At 42.9% G+C, this 17058-nt stretch carries 13 protein-coding genes, 1 rRNA gene and 1 pseudogene; 11 read left to right on the forward strand and 4 right to left on the reverse strand.

What is annotated here, in order from left to right; translation table 11 throughout:
• Nucleotides 1-94 precede the first annotated feature (94 nt).
• The 7 genes from argA (at nucleotide 95) to E0H79_RS07175 (ending at nucleotide 7661) form a co-directional block, all read left to right on the forward strand.
• Nucleotides 95-1441, forward strand: a complete 1347-nt coding sequence (gene argA, locus E0H79_RS07145) for an amino-acid N-acetyltransferase (RefSeq protein WP_131261244.1) — start codon at nucleotides 95-97, stop codon at nucleotides 1439-1441.
• A 353-nt stretch (nucleotides 1442-1794) separates the two neighbouring features.
• On the forward strand, nucleotides 1795-2778 hold the full coding sequence (locus tag E0H79_RS07150) for a sulfonate ABC transporter substrate-binding protein (protein WP_131261245.1): 984 nt from the start codon (nucleotides 1795-1797) through the stop codon (nucleotides 2776-2778).
• A gap of 23 nt (nucleotides 2779-2801) precedes the next feature.
• The gene (locus tag E0H79_RS07155) at nucleotides 2802-3797 is read left to right on the forward strand and encodes an aliphatic sulfonate ABC transporter substrate-binding protein (protein ID WP_131261246.1); all 996 of its coding nucleotides are present in this window, start codon (nucleotides 2802-2804) and stop codon (nucleotides 3795-3797) included.
• Between the two features lie 23 nt (nucleotides 3798-3820).
• Entirely contained in the window at nucleotides 3821-4999 is a 1179-nt protein-coding gene (gene ssuD / locus E0H79_RS07160; RefSeq protein ID WP_131261247.1) for an FMNH2-dependent alkanesulfonate monooxygenase, read from the forward strand.
• A complete protein-coding gene (ssuC, locus tag E0H79_RS07165; protein WP_131261248.1) occupies nucleotides 4996-5811 on the forward strand; it encodes an aliphatic sulfonate ABC transporter permease SsuC in 816 nt (271 codons plus the stop codon). Before ssuD ends, ssuC begins: the two co-directional genes overlap by 4 nt.
• 92 nt (nucleotides 5812-5903) lie before the next feature.
• On the forward strand, nucleotides 5904-6626 hold the full coding sequence (locus E0H79_RS07170) for an ABC transporter ATP-binding protein (RefSeq protein ID WP_371971162.1): 723 nt from the start codon (nucleotides 5904-5906) through the stop codon (nucleotides 6624-6626).
• 357 nt (nucleotides 6627-6983) lie between these two features.
• Nucleotides 6984-7661: a TetR family transcriptional regulator C-terminal domain-containing protein gene (locus tag E0H79_RS07175; protein WP_104852769.1), complete on the forward strand. Its 678-nt coding sequence runs from the start codon at nucleotides 6984-6986 to the stop codon at nucleotides 7659-7661.
• 80 nt (nucleotides 7662-7741) lie between these two features.
• On the opposite strand, the gene E0H79_RS07180 is transcribed toward E0H79_RS07175, so the two are convergent.
• A complete protein-coding gene (locus E0H79_RS07180) occupies nucleotides 7742-8308 on the reverse strand; it encodes a 5'-nucleosidase (RefSeq protein ID WP_131261252.1) in 567 nt (188 codons plus the stop codon).
• A gap of 206 nt (nucleotides 8309-8514) precedes the next feature.
• Between E0H79_RS07180 and ribF the strand changes: the two genes are divergently transcribed.
• The 4 genes from ribF (at nucleotide 8515) to E0H79_RS07200 (ending at nucleotide 13437) form a co-directional block, all read left to right on the forward strand.
• A complete protein-coding gene (ribF, locus tag E0H79_RS07185; RefSeq protein WP_131261250.1) occupies nucleotides 8515-9516 on the forward strand; it encodes a riboflavin biosynthesis protein RibF in 1002 nt (333 codons plus the stop codon).
• Between the two features lie 67 nt (nucleotides 9517-9583).
• On the forward strand, nucleotides 9584-12430 hold the full coding sequence (gene ileS, locus E0H79_RS07190; RefSeq protein ID WP_131261251.1) for an isoleucine--tRNA ligase: 2847 nt from the start codon (nucleotides 9584-9586) through the stop codon (nucleotides 12428-12430).
• On the forward strand, nucleotides 12423-12962 hold the full coding sequence (gene lspA / locus E0H79_RS07195; RefSeq protein WP_004974039.1) for a signal peptidase II: 540 nt from the start codon (nucleotides 12423-12425) through the stop codon (nucleotides 12960-12962). Before ileS ends, lspA begins: the two co-directional genes overlap by 8 nt.
• Entirely contained in the window at nucleotides 12955-13437 is a 483-nt protein-coding gene (locus tag E0H79_RS07200; RefSeq protein WP_004974037.1) for an FKBP-type peptidyl-prolyl cis-trans isomerase, read from the forward strand. Before lspA ends, E0H79_RS07200 begins: the two co-directional genes overlap by 8 nt.
• Nucleotides 13438-13861: 424 nt before the next feature.
• Here the strand turns inward: E0H79_RS07200 and E0H79_RS07205 are convergent.
• The 3 genes and pseudogenes from E0H79_RS07205 to rrf form a co-directional block, all read right to left on the reverse strand.
• Nucleotides 13862-15031 (reverse strand): annotated as a pseudogene (locus E0H79_RS07205) (PQQ-dependent sugar dehydrogenase).
• Between the two features lie 191 nt (nucleotides 15032-15222).
• Nucleotides 15223-16581: an MFS transporter gene (locus E0H79_RS07210; protein WP_004974034.1), complete on the reverse strand. Its 1359-nt coding sequence runs from the start codon at nucleotides 16579-16581 to the stop codon at nucleotides 15223-15225.
• A gap of 330 nt (nucleotides 16582-16911) precedes the next feature.
• Nucleotides 16912-17026: ribosomal RNA gene (gene rrf / locus E0H79_RS07215) — 5S ribosomal RNA — on the reverse strand.
• Nucleotides 17027-17058 lie beyond the last annotated feature (32 nt).

Consider the following 17058-nt stretch of genomic DNA (forward strand, 5'->3'; position numbering starts at 1 on the left):
CACCATTCAGGTGTTTTTTTATATTTAGACTTCCGCTACAGATTTTTTTGATTAGAATCAAAGACAGCACTCGATCATTGAAATAGGCCAGCGCATGACTTCAGCAGAAAACCCACACAGCACAACCTTACAATATGTGCATTGGTTTCGACATTCTGCGCCTTACATCAATGCCCATCGTAATAAAACTTTCGTGATCATGTTCGATGGCGAAGCGGTGCTGCATGAAAATTTTCAGCATATTATTCACGATATTGCCCTGCTGCATTCGCTGGGAATTCGTCTGATTTTGGTCCACGGCGCGCGTCCACAAATTAATCAAAATCTGAAATTCAGCCAAATTGACACCCCTTTTCATTTACAACGTCGTGTCACCACACGTGAATCTTTATCCTGTGTGATGAATGCGGTGGGTTCAATTCGTCTGCAAATTGAAGCCTTATTGTCGATGGGGCTGGCCAACTCTCCCATGTATGGCGCACGTATCGATGTGGTGTCGGGTAACTTCATTACCGCCAAACCGTATGGCATCCGTGATGGGGTCGATTACCAACTCACAGGTGAAGTCCGCAGTGTCGATACCGATGCCATTCAGCGCCATTTAGAAAACCACAATATTGTGTTGTTAGGGCCTACAGGCTATTCCAGCACAGGTGAAGTATTTAATCTTTTGGCAGAAGAAGTCGCCACCAAAACTGCCATTCATTTAAAAGCTGATAAGCTCATTTTCTTAGGCGAACAGCACGGATTAGTGAATACCGAAAGGCAATTGCAACGTGAAATTCACCCACAACACTTAAATCAATATATTCAGGCTGCGCAACAGCATCATCCTGAATTGGCACTACACTTAAATGCAGCACAAGAGGCTTCGCTCAACGGCGTGCATCGTGTACATCTGATTTCTTATGCTTATGATGGTGCATTATTAGAAGAGCTATTTACCCGCGATGGTTCAGGCACGATGGTCAGTGATGCACATTATGAAGAAGTACGTACAGCCAATATTCAAGATGTTGGCGGTCTGATTCGACTATTACGCCCTTTAGAAGAAGAAGGTGTATTGGTGTATCGCTCACGTGAACGTCTGGAAAATGAAATTGGGCAATTTGCAGTGATTGAGCGAGATGGCATGATTCTAGCCTGTGCAGCACTCTACCCTATTCCTACCACAGGCAATGAATTAAGGTCTGCTGAAATTGCCTGCGTGGCCGTGCATCCTGCTTATCGTAAATCGAACCGTGGCCGCCAAATTCTGGATTATTTAGAAGATAAAGCCAAAGCCATGGGTATTCAGCAGTTGTTTATTTTGACTACCCGCACCGCACATTGGTTTTTAGAACAAGGCTTTTCCCCTGCCAGTGTCGATGAACTGCCCGATGCCCGTCAGGCCTTATATAACTATCAACGCAACTCCATTGTTTGCAAAAAGTCACTATAAAGTGACTTTTTGCCTGTAGGCGATATAGCTCAATTTTGCATAAGCTTATGCAACCAGTTCAAAAAAATACTTCTATTTTGAAAACAAAGCCTTAGCTGTAAATTCACTATATTTATCTCTCAACTTCAATAATAAAAATAAGCAATAAAAATCATAAACTTAAAAATAAATACTGCTGACTATCCTCCTACAATTTGTGCAGTTTTAAACATAAGGTTTGCACTTTTTTATTTATCTCAATTTCTGCTTAGAAATTTCCGATTTATTATTTTTTTCAAAAAACAAACCTGTTTAGCGTATGTGTCATCCAGCCCGCTACACCCGTTGGGGTTTATTTTCAGGAGCACATTTGCATGTACCCAATTTCGACATCTTTTTGGAAAAAAACGATTTTTACATCTACGGCTTGGGTCGGAATCATGCTGCTCTCAGGCTGTACTCCAAACCAAGCTGCCAATCAAATCACCTTAAATATTGGCTATCAAAAATACGGTATTTTGCCAATTGTCAAAGAACGTGCCGTACTAGAAAATGCCCTTAAAAATCAGAATGTCAAAATTAATTGGGTAGAATTTCCTGCAGGCCCTCAGCTCTTAGAAGGCTTAAATGTCGGCAGTGTGGTTTTTGGGGAAGCGGGGGAAGCACCGCCTATTTTTGCACAAGCAGCACAAGCCAACTTGGTCTACGTGGCTAATCAACCTGCTGCACCTTTGGCTGAAGCGCTAATAGTACCCAAAAATTCAAACCTTCAGTCTGTCCAAGATTTAAAAGGCAAACGTATTGCACTCAATAAAGGTTCCAATGTGCATTATCTGCTGTTAAAAGTTTTGCAAGCGCATCAGCTCAAACTTGAAGATATTCATGTGGTGTATTTACCCCCTGCCGATGCCCGCGCTGCATTTGAGCGTGGTGCTGTCGATGCATGGGTCATTTGGGATCCGTTCTTTGCTGCGGCAGAACAACAGCTCGGTGCACGTATTCTGGCCACAGGGCAAAACTTGGTGAGCAATCATCAGTTTTATTTGGCAGATCGTCAATTTTCCGAAGCCCATCCTGAATTGTTAAACACAGTGGTGCAGCAACTGAATACCACCACACAGTGGATTCAGCAACATCCTCAACAGGCGGCACAACTCTTAGAAAAACCAACGGGTTTATCGGTCGATATTTTGAGTCGTTCTATTGCCCGCATGGGTTTTGGTGTGCAAAACATTTCTGCGCAAGTGGTTCAACAACAACAGCAAGTTGCAGATGCCTTCTATCAACAAAAGTTAATTCCACAAAAAATTGACATTCAAGCTGCAATTTTAAAACCCACAACAAGCACATCGCCATAAAACAAAAAATCAGGACAGTTTCAATGAAAGCGCTACAAACATTCACATTATTCAGTTTAGGTCTATTCAGTCTAGGCTTCACAGGCTGTGAAAAAATTTCAGCCAATGCTGATTCAGCAAAAAGTTCTGCTGCCCCTCTACAACATCTCAGCATTGGTTACCAAAAGTCTGCTTTAAATTTACTGGTTGCTCGTCAGCAAAAGTTATTTGAGCAGCAGCTGCCCAATGTCAAAGTTGACTGGAAAGAGTTTCCTGCTGGCCCACAAATGCTAGAAGCCTTAGCGGTGGGTGCTGTAGATTTTGGCTACGTGGGCAACACCCCGCCTATTTTTGCCCAAGCTGCAGGCAAAGATATTCGCTATGTCGGTTATGAAGTGGTGACCCCAAATTCACAGGCTTTGGTCGTTCCATCAGGCAGCCCGATTCAATCGTTGCAAGATTTAAAAGGCAAACGCATTGCCGTGCAAAAAGGCTCTAGTGCGCATGAATTATTGGGCAAAGTATTAAAGCAAGCCCAGCTAAGCTGGAAAGACATTCAACCTATTTGGCTTGCGCCTGCAGAAGCTCGTGCAGCATTTGATAAAAACAGCATTGATGCTTGGGTCATTTGGGATCCATTTTTAAGTGCTGCCAAGCTCGATGCGCAAGCACAGGTCTTGATTGATGGCACAGCATTCCCAAAAAGTTATGCCTTCTATATTGGTAATCCTAAGTTTATACAACAGCACCCTCACGCGGTCAGCAAGGTTTTAGCTAGCTTGAATGCTGCAGATCAATGGATTCTTCAGCATCAAGATCAGGCTTTGTCTATTTACACCCAAAGTACAGGTTTAGCACCACATATTGCCACACCCGTATTTCAGCAACGCTTAAAACCATCTCCAATTTACCCGCTGAACAATCAGGTCATTCAATCACAACAACACATTGCCAACAGCTTTCAGCAAGACCAACTGATTCCGCAGTCTATCAAAATTCAAAGTGTGGTTTTGAAAGACCAGCACAGCATTACACCTTAAACATACACAACAAGGATATTAAGATGAAAATTTTTTGGTTTATTCCTACCCACGGTGACAGTCGTTATTTAGGTACCAACAAGGGCGCTCGCCAAGTTGATCATGCCTATATGAAACAAATCGCACTGACTGTTGAACATTTGGGTTATGAAGGGGTTTTAATTCCTACAGGCCGTTCTTGTGAAGATCCGTGGATTACTGCAGCCAGTCTGATTGACGCCACACAAAAGCTCAAATTTTTGGTGGCATTACGTCCGGGTATTACCACACCTGCGTTGGCGGCACGCATGGCTGCAACCTTTGACCGACTATCACATGGTCGTCTTTTACTGAATTTGGTCACAGGTGGCGATGAACAAGAGCTCAAAGGTGATGGGCTCTATGAAGATCACAGCACCCGTTATCAAACTGCGGCAGAATACACCCACATTTGGCGTGAAATTTTAAGCCGTTCACATTCAGGTGAGTCGTTCAGTTTTCATGGCAAACGCTTACAGGTTGATGATGCTAAATTGCTATATCCACCTGTACAACATCCACATCCGCCACTATGGTTTGGTGGTTCCTCTGAAGCAGCCATTGAGCTGGCCAGCGAACAGGTGGATACCTATTTAACCTGGGGTGAACCACCTGCTGCAGTCAAAGAAAAACTTGAACTATTAAAAGCCAAAGCAGCTGCTAAAGGACGCAGTTTAAATTACGGCATTCGCTTGCATGTGATTGTTCGTGAAACCAATGCCGAAGCATGGCAAGCAGCAGAAGACCTGATTCAATATGTAGATGATGCCACCATTGCCTCAGCACAGGCTAAGTTCCAAGCCATGGACTCGGTTGGACAACGTCGCATGGCGGCATTGCATCAAGGGAATCGTAGCCAGCTGGAAGTATCGCCTAACCTGTGGGCAGGTGTTGGTTTGGTCCGTGGTGGTGCAGGAACGGCCTTGGTAGGCGACCCTGAAACGGTGGCAGCTCGCATTCAGGAATATGCAGACTTAGGCATCAGTACCTTTATTTTCTCTGGTTATCCGCATTTGGAAGAGTCTATTCGCTTTGCTGAGTTGGTTTTCCCACTGTTACCACTGGAAACCCAAAAGAAACTGGCTCAACCTAATTTAACTGGTCCTTTTGGTGAAATTGTAGCAAATCAATATGTACCTGCTGCTCATACATCTGCACAGCGTAAACTGGAGCAAGTCGAATGAGTCAGCAAATACCCTCAAGTTTAGGCAAAGCGCAAAAGGTTTCACGTGGAACATTGATTGGACAACAACTGCTGCCGTGGTTGTTCCCCATCGCTTTAATTGCCTTGTGGCAACTGGCCTCAAGCACAGGCCTTTTGCAAAGCCGCATTTTACCCGCACCAAGTGCAGTACTCAGTGCCTTTTGGACGTTACTTAGCAGTGGTGAATTAGCGCAACACGTTCAAGTCAGTGCAGGGCGTGCCCTGCTAGGCTTGCTGATTGGTGGTGGATTAGGACTGCTGTTAGGCTTACTCAACGGCTCATCTAAAACAGCCTCGACGCTGCTTGACACCACCTTACAAATGATTCGCAACATTCCTGCACTGGCACTGATTCCACTGGTGATTTTATGGTTTGGTATTGATGAAACAGCCAAATTATTTTTAGTTGCTGTGGGGGTGTTTTTCCCAGTCTATATCAACACCTACCACGGAATTCGTTCTGTAGATTCACAGTTGCTGGAAATGGGTAAAAGTTATGGGCTCACCCGCTGGCAATTGTATAAAGACATTATTTTACCCGGGGCGATGCCGTCTATTTTAGTCGGTTTACGTTTTTCGCTTGGTTTGGTGTGGGTTCTGTTAATTGTGGCAGAAACAATTTCTGCTCAGGCAGGCATTGGCTATATGACCATGAATGCACGCGAATTCCTACAAACCGATATTGTACTGGTGGGTATTTTACTTTACGCCCTGCTGGGTAAACTGGCCGATGTGTTCGCGGTACTGTTAGAAAAGTATTTACTACGCTGGCATCCAGCCTATCAAAAATAAGGATTATCCCCATGACAGATTTAAGCTTGGGACGTCATGTACACAGCACAGACCTCCCTCACCAATCTCCAACTGCGCAGTACAACAATACAATGGGTGCAGAAATTCTCATTGAACAACTGCACAAGTTTTATGGTTCAGTTCAGGTTTTAACCGACTTAAATTTGCATATTCAGCCTGGTGAGTTTCTGGCAATTGTTGGACGCAGTGGCTGTGGTAAAAGTACCTTGCTGCGTCTAATAGCCGATCTTGAACAAGCCAGCTATGGTTCCATTCAATTTAAGTCAGCACGACATATTCGAGAAGGCATTACATCCGATGATATACGGGTCATGTTCCAAGACCCTCGCCTATTGCCTTGGCGTAATATCCAACAGAACGTACAACTGGGTTTGGCCAACGCTCAACATGCAGAAGCCGCCAACTTACTTGAAAAGGTCGGTCTGCAAGCGAAGGCCGATTTATGGCCAAGCCAACTTTCAGGAGGACAACGTCAACGTGTGGCTTTAGCACGTGCTCTGTCACATCGACCACGCATTTTATTGCTTGATGAACCCTTAGGCGCATTAGATGCCCTGACACGTTTAGAAATGCAGAACCTGATAGAGCAACTTTGGCTCGAACAAGGTTTCACCGCCATTTTAGTCACGCACGATGTCAGTGAAGCCGTACAACTGGCTGATCGGATTATTTTGCTCGATCAGGGACGTATTGCCCAACAGTTTCAGGTGCCACTGGCACGACCACGCCAAAAAAGTGTGCAATTTGCCACATTAGAACAACAGGTCTTAAGTGCAGTATTGGCAACTGAATAATCTTGACGCTAACAATGGGCTAGATTCTCCCATTGTTAGGGCAATACAAATGCTCATCTATTCCTCTTGATTAAGGCACTCGATTCATTCTTTAATTTTTTTAAACAAACCCAAGCTTAAGCACCGTAAAACTTCACTTTTACCATTTATAAATAAAATCAACAAACGCTAATCATTTAGTCAAAAAATACATGAGCAAATATACTCCCCAACCCTAATTGGTTTTTTGACTGATTGCATAGCTAAACTACAGAATAAATTATAAATATTTTAAAAATACATCTTTTAATGATGCACAAGACTGACGATTTGCCGTACAATTAATAATTCCCTTTTTTCATTGTTTTAAAATTACGAATGGAACAAAAAAAGAGTACACAAAAACGCCATCAGCTTCTCAATGCTGCACTCGACGTATTTTCCTTATACGGGTTTAGCGGTGCAAGTTTGGATGAAATCGCACAAATTGCAGAAATGCATAAGTCGAATATTTTCTATTATTATGAAAATAAAGAGGCGCTCTATGTTGAAGTACTGACCACAGTACTACAAAAATGGCTTGCGCCTTTACAAATGCTTGAAGCCGAACTTGAGCCAGAAGAAGCGATTACCAATTATCTGTTACAGAAAATTGAGGTTTCCCGTACTCAACCGAAAGCATCACGTCTATTTGCTTTAGAAGTGATTCAAGGTGCGCCACATATTCAGGAAATTTTAAAAGGTCCTCTGAAAAAACTGGTAAAACGCAAAGCCAAAGTCATTACCATGTGGCAAGAACAAGGCAAACTGTCGAAACAGATTGACCCTGAACTGCTCATTTTGAATATTTGGGCCATTACCCAAAACTATGCTGACTTTGCCACACAAATGGAAATGGTCACAGGTAAAACCTTGCGTAACCGCAGTATGCTGCAACGCGTTTTACAACACACGGTTCACATGATGTTGTACGGTATTGTGCCTCGTCAGGACGAAATCAATGCTACAGAAGCAACTGTTGTCACGGCTGAACCAGCACAGGAAGCGCAAGAATAATCGCGCCAACCTGAACAAATATCCGAATTTAGCTCACGACCCTAGTTTTTACTCGGGTCGTGGCGTTTTGGGCAACTGTATTACTTAACACTTTGATATAACGATAATAATTTTTGTGCGCCTAGCAACAAGTTTTCTTCCCAGTCTAAATGTGCCGTATCATTGGCACCATCGGTAATATATTTGACCGACAACATGCGCACGCCTAGTTTTTTACAGACTTTGGCAATCGCATAGCCTTCCATATCGACCAGCTGACACGGCACTTTCGGTGTCCCCGTTTCAAAACTATCGCCTGTACCGCAAATTCCGTTAGGTAAATGCTCAAAATAGCGTTCCAGCTCAATTTCTGCAGGATGCTCCTGATCCATAGGCGTCACCCCCACATGAAAACCCAACGGTGAAACATCCATATCTCGCTGTACAAACTGACTCACTTCCACCAAAGCATGCGCATCAAAATGGGAGCTGCCCGCAGTGCCTAAATTGAGCAAGGTTTTACAGCCTGTTTTCTGAATCACTTCAAAGGCTTTAAATGCGGCATTCACTTTACCAATGCCACTGTAATGCACCTGAATCCCAGCTTGCTCAAACAAGCCTTTAGACTCACTGGGCAATGCCATAATTAAAGCAAAATCAGAATTCATAGCCATCTACTCGTGCAGTTCATTAAAACCGCCCCATTAGAAAAGAAATTTGAATGCGGTGCAAACCCGATTGCGATTTGCAGATTAAATTGTCGGATTTTGCCTGATTTTTCGATAATTTTTCAGGTTAAAAACACAACAACAAGACGAAAGCGCGAGAATATGGCAATATATAGCTCTTACAAATTTTCAACTTTCATTCGACCATGCAGCTGCTCCGCCTGAATGCTTTATCTTCTACCACCGACTTAGCTCAAACTGCCGTGACCATTGGCAATTTTGATGGCGTGCATGTCGGTCATCAGGCGATGATTCAACAACTCAAAGCAGTGGCTGCCGCACAACAACTAAAAACGGTGGTGATGCTATTTGAACCACAACCACTGGAATTTTTTAAAGGTTATGATGCCCCGCCACGTATCAGTTCTTTGCGGGAAAAAGTCGAATATCTGACTGAATTGGGCATCGACTATATTGCCGTGGCCAAGTTTGACAATCACTTCCGTAGTTTAAATGCTGAAGCCTTTGCCCACCTTTTAAAAAATAGCTTAAATGCCACACATTTAGTTTTGGGTGATGATTTTCATTTTGGCAAAAACCGTCAAGGCAACAGTGACTTTTTACGTAACTTTGGTTTTCAAGTTACCAATTTAAGCACTGTAAATTTATCGGGTGAACGGGTCAGCTCCACACGTATTCGCCAAACCCTACAAGCAGGTGACTTGGCTCTCGCTGCACAACTGCTCGGACGTCCTTATAGTATTACCGGACGCGTACAATATGGCGATCAAATTGGTCGTACCCTAGATTTCCCCACCATTAACGTACGTTTAAACCGTCATCGTCCTTGTTTAAACGGTATTTATGGCGTTGAAGTGGTCTGCGAAACCACCTCCTTAACCGACACAGTCAGCAATGCACATCCTAGCAAAACAGGTGTTGCAGGCTACAGCCCAAACAGTTTATTTGGTGCAGGGCATGTCGGAACTCGTCCTGCCATCAAGCAAGAACATCCCGAATGGCGATTAGAAGTACATTTCCCCAATGTTTCTGCTAATCTGTATGGCTTGTTAATGCGGGTCACGTTTTTAAACTATTTACATGGCGAAAAAAACTACCCTTCGCTTGAAGCACTCAAAGCGGGAATTGATGATGATGTTGAAAAACTTCTTGAATTTCGACAAGATCATCCAAATTTCCCTTTTTAATTTTACCCTGAATATTTAATGTAAAACGCGTCAGTCCATGGGCTGATTCAACTGGAAGACAACTTGCATGAGCGATAAGCAAACTCCTGAAAATGCAGTGGATTATAAAGCCACGCTAAACCTCCCAGGTACTGAATTTGCAATGAAAGCAAATCTGGCAGTACGTGAAGCGAAATGGTTAGAAGAGTGGTATGCCGACAACATTTATCAGCAGATTCGTGCATCGCGTATTGGCAAGAAAAAATATGTGCTTCACGATGGCCCTCCATACGCCAATGGTCAAATTCACTTAGGTCATGCGGTCAATAAAGTCCTAAAAGACATCATTATTAAAAGCCGTGTCATGGATGGCTATGACGCACCTTATGTTCCAGGTTGGGACTGCCACGGTCTACCAATTGAGCTCAAAGTAGAAGAAAAAGTCGGTAAAGTTGGCGTTAAAGTTGATGCCTCAACTTTCCGTAAAGCCTGCCGTGAATATGCTTACACACAAGTTGAATTACAGAAAAAAGACTTCGTGCGTATGGGCGTATTTGGTGATTGGGATAACCCTTACCTCACCATGAATTTCAAGCAAGAAGCCGACATCGTACGTTCACTCGGTGCGATTGCTAAAGCAGGCCATATCGAACCTGGTCTAAAACCTGTGAATTGGTGTCTAGATTGTGGTTCTGCACTGGCAGAAGCCGAAGTTGAATATGAAGATAAAAAATCCGATGCGATTGATGTCGGTTTTGCTGTTGTTGATTTAGCCGATTTATCTGCACGTTTGGGCGTTCAAATTACCGATGCAACAGATATCGTGATTTGGACCACAACACCGTGGACATTGCCTGCTAACCAAGCTGTTGCCTTGCATGCCGAAATTGAATATCAATTGGTAAAAGCACGTAGCGATGAAAAAGCAGCACAAAACTTTATTTTAGCCAAAGAATTAGTACAGTCTGCAACTGAACGCTATGGCTTTAACAGCTATGAAGTGTTGGCAGACTTTACTGGTGACAAACTTGAAAACCTGATCTTGCAACACCCACTAATTCAAGACCGTCAAGTACCTGTCATTTTAGGTGAACACGTCACCGCTGCCAGCGGTACCGGTGCAGTACATACCGCACCTGGTCACGGTGTGGACGACTATAAAGTCGGTTTACAATACAACCTAAAAGTCGATAATCCGGTTGGTGGCAATGGTGTTTATTTACCAACCGCACCAATTTTTGCAGGCGAGCACATTTACAAAGCCAACCCACAAATTATTGCGGCTTTGGCAGAAAGCAATAAGCTGTGGGCACATCACCCAATCAAACACAGCTACCCACACTGCTGGCGTCATAAAACTCCAATTATTTTCCGTGCGACACCACAATGGTTTATCAGCATGGATAACCAAGGTTTACGTCAAGGTGCATTGAATGCGATCGAAAATGAGATCAGCTTTGTACCTGATTGGGGTAAAAACCGTATCCAAGCGATGATTGAAGGTCGCCCAGACTGGTGTATTTCACGTCAACGTACTTGGGGCGTGCCAATTCCATTCTTTGTACATAAAGACACCAACGAATTGCACCCACGCACACCTGAATTGATCGAAGAAGTTGCGAAACTGATCGAACAAGAAGGGATTGATGGCTGGTACAACCGTGAAGCCAAAGACTTCATTGGTGATGATGCCGAGCACTACAATGCAGTACGCGACACCTTAGACGTTTGGTTCGACTCAGGTACGACGCATTATGCAGTTCTACGTGAGCGTGAAGAGTTACAAGACCCAGCCGATTTATATCTTGAAGGTTCAGACCAACACCGTGGCTGGTTCCAGTCTTCATTGCTCACCTCAATTGCGATCAATGAACGCGCACCATACAAAGGCTTGTTAACCCACGGCTTTGTAGTGGATGAAAAAGGTCGCAAAATGTCGAAATCGTTGGGTAACATCATTACTCCACAAGACATTATTAAAGACATGGGTGCAGACGGCTTACGCTTCTGGATTGCATCGGCAGATTACCGCTATGAAATGACCGCAGGTAAGGAAATCTTTAGCCGTGCCTCTGACGGTTATCGTCGTATCCGTAATACTTTGCGTTTCTTGTTGGCTAACTTAAATGGTTTCAAACCCGCTACAGATGCTCTGCCTGTAGATCAGTTGATTGCACTGGATCAATACATCCTGCAACGTGCCGCAGAAGTACAGAAAACCATTCAGCAAGCCTATGAAGATATGAACTTCCATATAGTAACCAGTGCGCTGACTAACTTCTGTATTAATGACTTGGGTGGTTTCTACCTCGATATCATCAAAGACCGTCAGTACACCACCAAAGCAGACTCGCAAGCACGTCATTCTGCACAAACAGCTTTGTATCACTTGGTTCAGGCTTTCGTTCGTTGGATGGCACCAATCTTAAGCTTTACGGCACAAGAAGCATGGCCGCTAATTCCTGAGCAATCAGAAAAATACGTGTTCACTGCAGAATGGTATGACATCCCAGTGGCTTCTGAAGCCAACATACTGGCAGAAGCGGAATGGCAAACCCTGATCGCTGTTAAATCTGCCGTCAATAAATTCATTGAAGCTGCACGTACCGCCAAAACAGTCGGTTCCAACTTGTCTGCTAAAGTTGAACTTTGGGCGAATGACGAACTCAAAGCCGTATTGGATAAACTAGGCGATGAGCTACGTTTTGTCCTGATTACCTCACAAGTGGTTGTGAATGGCTTTGATGCTGCACAAGGTGAAGCCTCTGATTTAGATGGCTTGAACGTGAAAGTTTCTGCAGCAGATGGCGAAAAATGCGTACGTTGCTGGCATGTACTCCCTGATGTGAATACACATTCTGCACATCCAGGTTTGTGCTCACGTTGTATTATCAACCTTCCAACAGGTCAAGGCGAAGAGAGAAAATATGCCTAATCCACAACACAAAAAGGGCTTATTCCAGTTCTATCCACATAATTTATGGTGGGTGGGCTTGTCCATTGTCGCGATTATTCTCGACCAATGGACCAAATGGATTGCAGTATCGCATCTGAATTACGCAGATCCAGTGCCTGTATTGCCCTTTTTGAATTGGACTTTACTGCATAACTATGGCGCTGCCTTTAGTTTCTTGTCCGATGCAGGTGGATGGCAACGTTATTTCTTTACCTCACTGGCAGGTTTAGTGTCTGTAATTTTTGTATTTTGGCTAATGCGTATGCCAAAAAATGTCATCGTACTGCCTTTGGCGATTGCCTTGATTTTAGGCGGTGCGATTGGGAATTTAATTGATCGGGTCAGTCTTGGCTACGTGGTCGATTTTATTCACGTGTACTACAACAACAGCCACTTCCCTGCCTTTAATATTGCAGACAGTGCCATCACACTTGGCACCATTCTGCTGTTAATTGATACGTTTTTCCTAGAAAAGCACCGAATTGAACGAGCGCAGGCGCAACATGACTGAAATTATTAATCCAAATGATGAAACTCGTATTGAAGATGGCTCAAAAGTCGAATTGCACTTTTCTGTCGCCATTGAAAATGGTGTAGAAATTGACAACACCCGTAGCCGCGCTGAACCTGTAAGTTTGGTCATGGGCGATGGCAGCCTATTACCTGGTTTTGAAAAGTCATTATTTGGTTTACGTGCAGGTGACCGTCGTACCGTGAGTCTTCCACCTGAAGAAGCATTTGGTCCATGGAATCCTGAAAACGTACAAACTTTTGATACGGTTAAATTTGAGCAACATCCAGTTGAAGGACACATGATTGAATTTGAAGATAAAGCCAAACAAAGCCTCTATGGCGTGGTGAAATCTGTCAACGATGATGTGACTGAAGTAGACTTTAACCACCCTTTAGCGGGTAAAAATATTACCTTTGAAGTTGAAATCTTTAGAGTGACCCCAGCAGGACAACAAGGTATTAAGTTGATGTAATCAATTTGCATACTTACTGCATCTTTCTGCTGTTCAAATCTCCCAAGTACAAGAAAATGAATTTGGGAGATTTTTTATTGAATAAGATAATTATTAAATATAATCAAATACTTAAAATTAAATAAATCCAGTTTATTGATCTATATTTTACCGATATATCGTTGTACGTTTTAGCTTACATGCACTGCAGAAAATTGACGCTAGGCAAAGATCAGCTTTCATTTTATATTTAACACATACAGAAACAGGATGTTTCTAAAAGCAAGAATAACAATAATAAATAATATAACGGCAGGACGCTGAAAGGTATAACAGGAGTAATACCTAAACATAAATCTGAAAAAGCCCCGACATGATGTTGGGGCTTTTTTCTATTTGTTTTTTGTCCTACTTTGAAATAAGTTTAGACCTGAAGAAATTTATTTTATGGAGCCACCAATTTAAGCAATCTGGCAAATTGACCATCTTCAATCACCCAAATATTGCCATCCTGTGCTTGAAGTACGCCACGAATCCGCTGACCCATCTCGATACGCTGTAACTCCCGAACAGGCTGTGCTTGCGTATCCACCACAATAATTGCTTTTGAAGATAAACCACCAAGAATCGCTTTATGCTTCCAATGTGGGAATACATCTCCCGTATAAAACATCAAACTTGAGGGAGAGATGACTGGCGTCCAATCCAGAACAGGGGCTGTAAATTCAGGACGAGTTGCATGGTCTGGAATGGGCAACCCATTATAATGATCACCATTCGACACCAGTGGATAGCCATAGTTTTCGCCCTTGACAATCAGATTCAACTCATCACCCCCTTTAGGTCCCATTTCTGCAACCCAAAGCTGCCCTGTAGAATCGAATGCCATGCCTAAAGGGTTGCGATGCCCCAAACTCCAGACTTGCTTGGCAATCTCTCCATGTGTTTGAAATGGATTGTCTAAAGGGGTTGTGCCATCTGCATTTAGACACAAAATTTTGCCTAAATTAGATTTTAAATCCTGAGCAGGTTCAAACTTTTGTCGCTCACCAGAACTTATCCACAATTTGCCATCTGCACCAAACTTTATACGATGCGCATAGTGCCCCTGTCCCGATACTTTCGGCACTTGCTGCTAGATTCTTTGAATTTGGGTGAGTTTTGGCGTGGGTTTGGCATCTAATACAAGCTTGCCCCGAATCACGACTGCACCGTAACCACCCGCACCCGCTTCGGCATAACTTAAATAAATCTGCTGATTCTGTTTAAAGTCAGGATCTAAAATGACGTCACCCAAACCACCTTGTCCGCCATAGGCGACTTCAGGGATAGCTTGAACATCTAAGCTTTGACCTGTTTTTGGATCAAAAAGTTTTAATTTCCCCGCTTTTTCTGTAATTAATAGGCGTCCATCGGGTAATTCTGCCAATGCCCACGGCTCATTAAAATCTGCAATTGGCTGTATTTGATAGCGTTGTAAATTTTGTGCAGAAGTTGATTTTGACTCTAAAGCAGCCGTGTTCTGTTTCGGCTCAACTTGCGCATTACACCCTGTAGTTAAACCCAATACAACTAGACATATAAATCCATAGTATTGCCGATTTATCTTGAGCATCCTAATTGCTCCTCTATTCATTCAATCTTTGCTTGTGCTAATCAAGACATCATAATCAATGAAATGTACCTCGTGCACAGTAGAAATGTAGCGATACACACTTTCTTACTTAAATCTTCTACAAAGTGAATAGGCAAAAAATTAAGGAGCAATGCTCCTTAATTTCAAAGTCCCAAAACACTAACGATCAATTAACTATAAGATCGGCTGGCTTTTTTAACCACGCTTGGCTCACTCACCACCTGTGATGTACTTTGTAAACGAATCAGTGCTACTGCAATTGCACCAATCACTGCAGGAATCGCCACCGCCAAAAAGTTCATTTTATGTGGTAAATCCATGCCCAAAAGTACGCCAATAATAATAGGGCCTACAATCGCACCGACACGCCCCACTGCAGAAGCACAGCCGATACCTGTAGAACGAATCGTAAGTGGATAATACTGAGCAACAAAGCTATACAATAAAATACTGCTGCCAATGGCAGAAGCACCTGCTAAGCCCACCAATAAATAAATCACAGGCTGTGGTGAATTAAAGCCTAGACCCACTAGAGAGAATGCGCCCAATAAAAACATGCCAATAATCACAGGTTTTAAGTGGAAACGGTCTGCTAAAATCCCGCCACTGATGGTTCCGATCACAGCACCAATGTTCATCGCCATTAAGAACATTAAACTGTTACCCAGCGAATAACCTGCTGCCATCATCAGTTTTGGCAACCAACTGCCCAAAGCATAAACCATCAACAAACACATAAAGAAGCAGCACCAAAACAGCAAAGTACTCATGCCACGGTTATTTTTAAATAAGGCTGCAATTGAGGCATCTGCGGTTTGTACTTCATTTAATACAAATTGTGTTTGTGGGCTGATATTTTCTTGTGGGCTAATTTGCTGGACGATGTGACGCGCTTTTTCATGTTGCTGTTTTTTCACCAAAAAAGTTAAAGATTCTGGTAAGAAAAACCACAATAAAGGCAAAATAAGTAACGGTAATCCCGCAATATAGAACATCACTTCCCAGCCAAAGCTAGGCGTCAACCATGCACCAAGTAAGGCTGCCATAATGCCGCCCACGGCATAGCCGCTGAACATGGTGGTAACCAAGGTACTACGCATTTTTTGTGGTGCATATTCAGAGGTTAAAGCCACGAGGTTAGGCAATACCCCGCCAATCCCTAAACCTGCAATAAAACGTAAAATACCAAACTCTGTTGGGTTGGATGCAAAGCCGCCCCAAAAAGTAAAGCCACTAAATAACGTCACACAAATTAATATGACATTTTTACGGCCAATTTTGTCTGCCAACATGCCAAACAGCATGGCGCCAAACATCATGCCTGCCAGTGCCGTACTCGCAAGCATACCTGCCTGTACAGCCGTCATATTCCATTCTTGCATCAGTAGTGGTAAAGCCACACCGTTAATCGCCAAATCATAACCGTCAAAAATAACGACAAATACGCACCAAAGTACAATTTTTAAATGAAAAGGTTTAAACTTTGCTTGATCCACTACAGCATTCACATTCATTGTTGTTGCTGTCATTTTTCCCTCACCTCCAATTGTGAGCTTTTTATTTTATAAAAAATGAATGGTTATTCACTTTTGTATATAAAATGAATCAATATTCACTTTTTGTCTACAGCAAAAACTTAACTCTGGTTAATTTTCTTAAAAACCTAGACTAAAGTTGTAGATAAATTCGACCAAATAGACTTGCAGTAATTTATGATATTTTGATATATGCTATATTTTTCACATAATTTATTATTGTAAATATATTGTTTTAAACTTCTTTCTTCTACTTTTCTTCTTAAAGTTTTCTTTCTCCCATAAAAAACACCCCCAACGCTAGTTGAGGGTGTTTGAATAATGAGCTGGCGATGACTTACTCTCACATGGGTAACCCCACACTACCATCAGCGCGAAGAGGTTTCACTTCTGAGTTCGGGAAGGGATCAGGTGGTTCACTCTTGCTATGGTCGCCAGCACAACTGTTTACGGAGACTTGCATTGGTCTTA

This window comes from Acinetobacter sp. ANC 5045, from assembly GCF_004331005.1.
GTDB classification, from domain to species: Bacteria; Pseudomonadota; Gammaproteobacteria; order Pseudomonadales; family Moraxellaceae; genus Acinetobacter; species Acinetobacter towneri.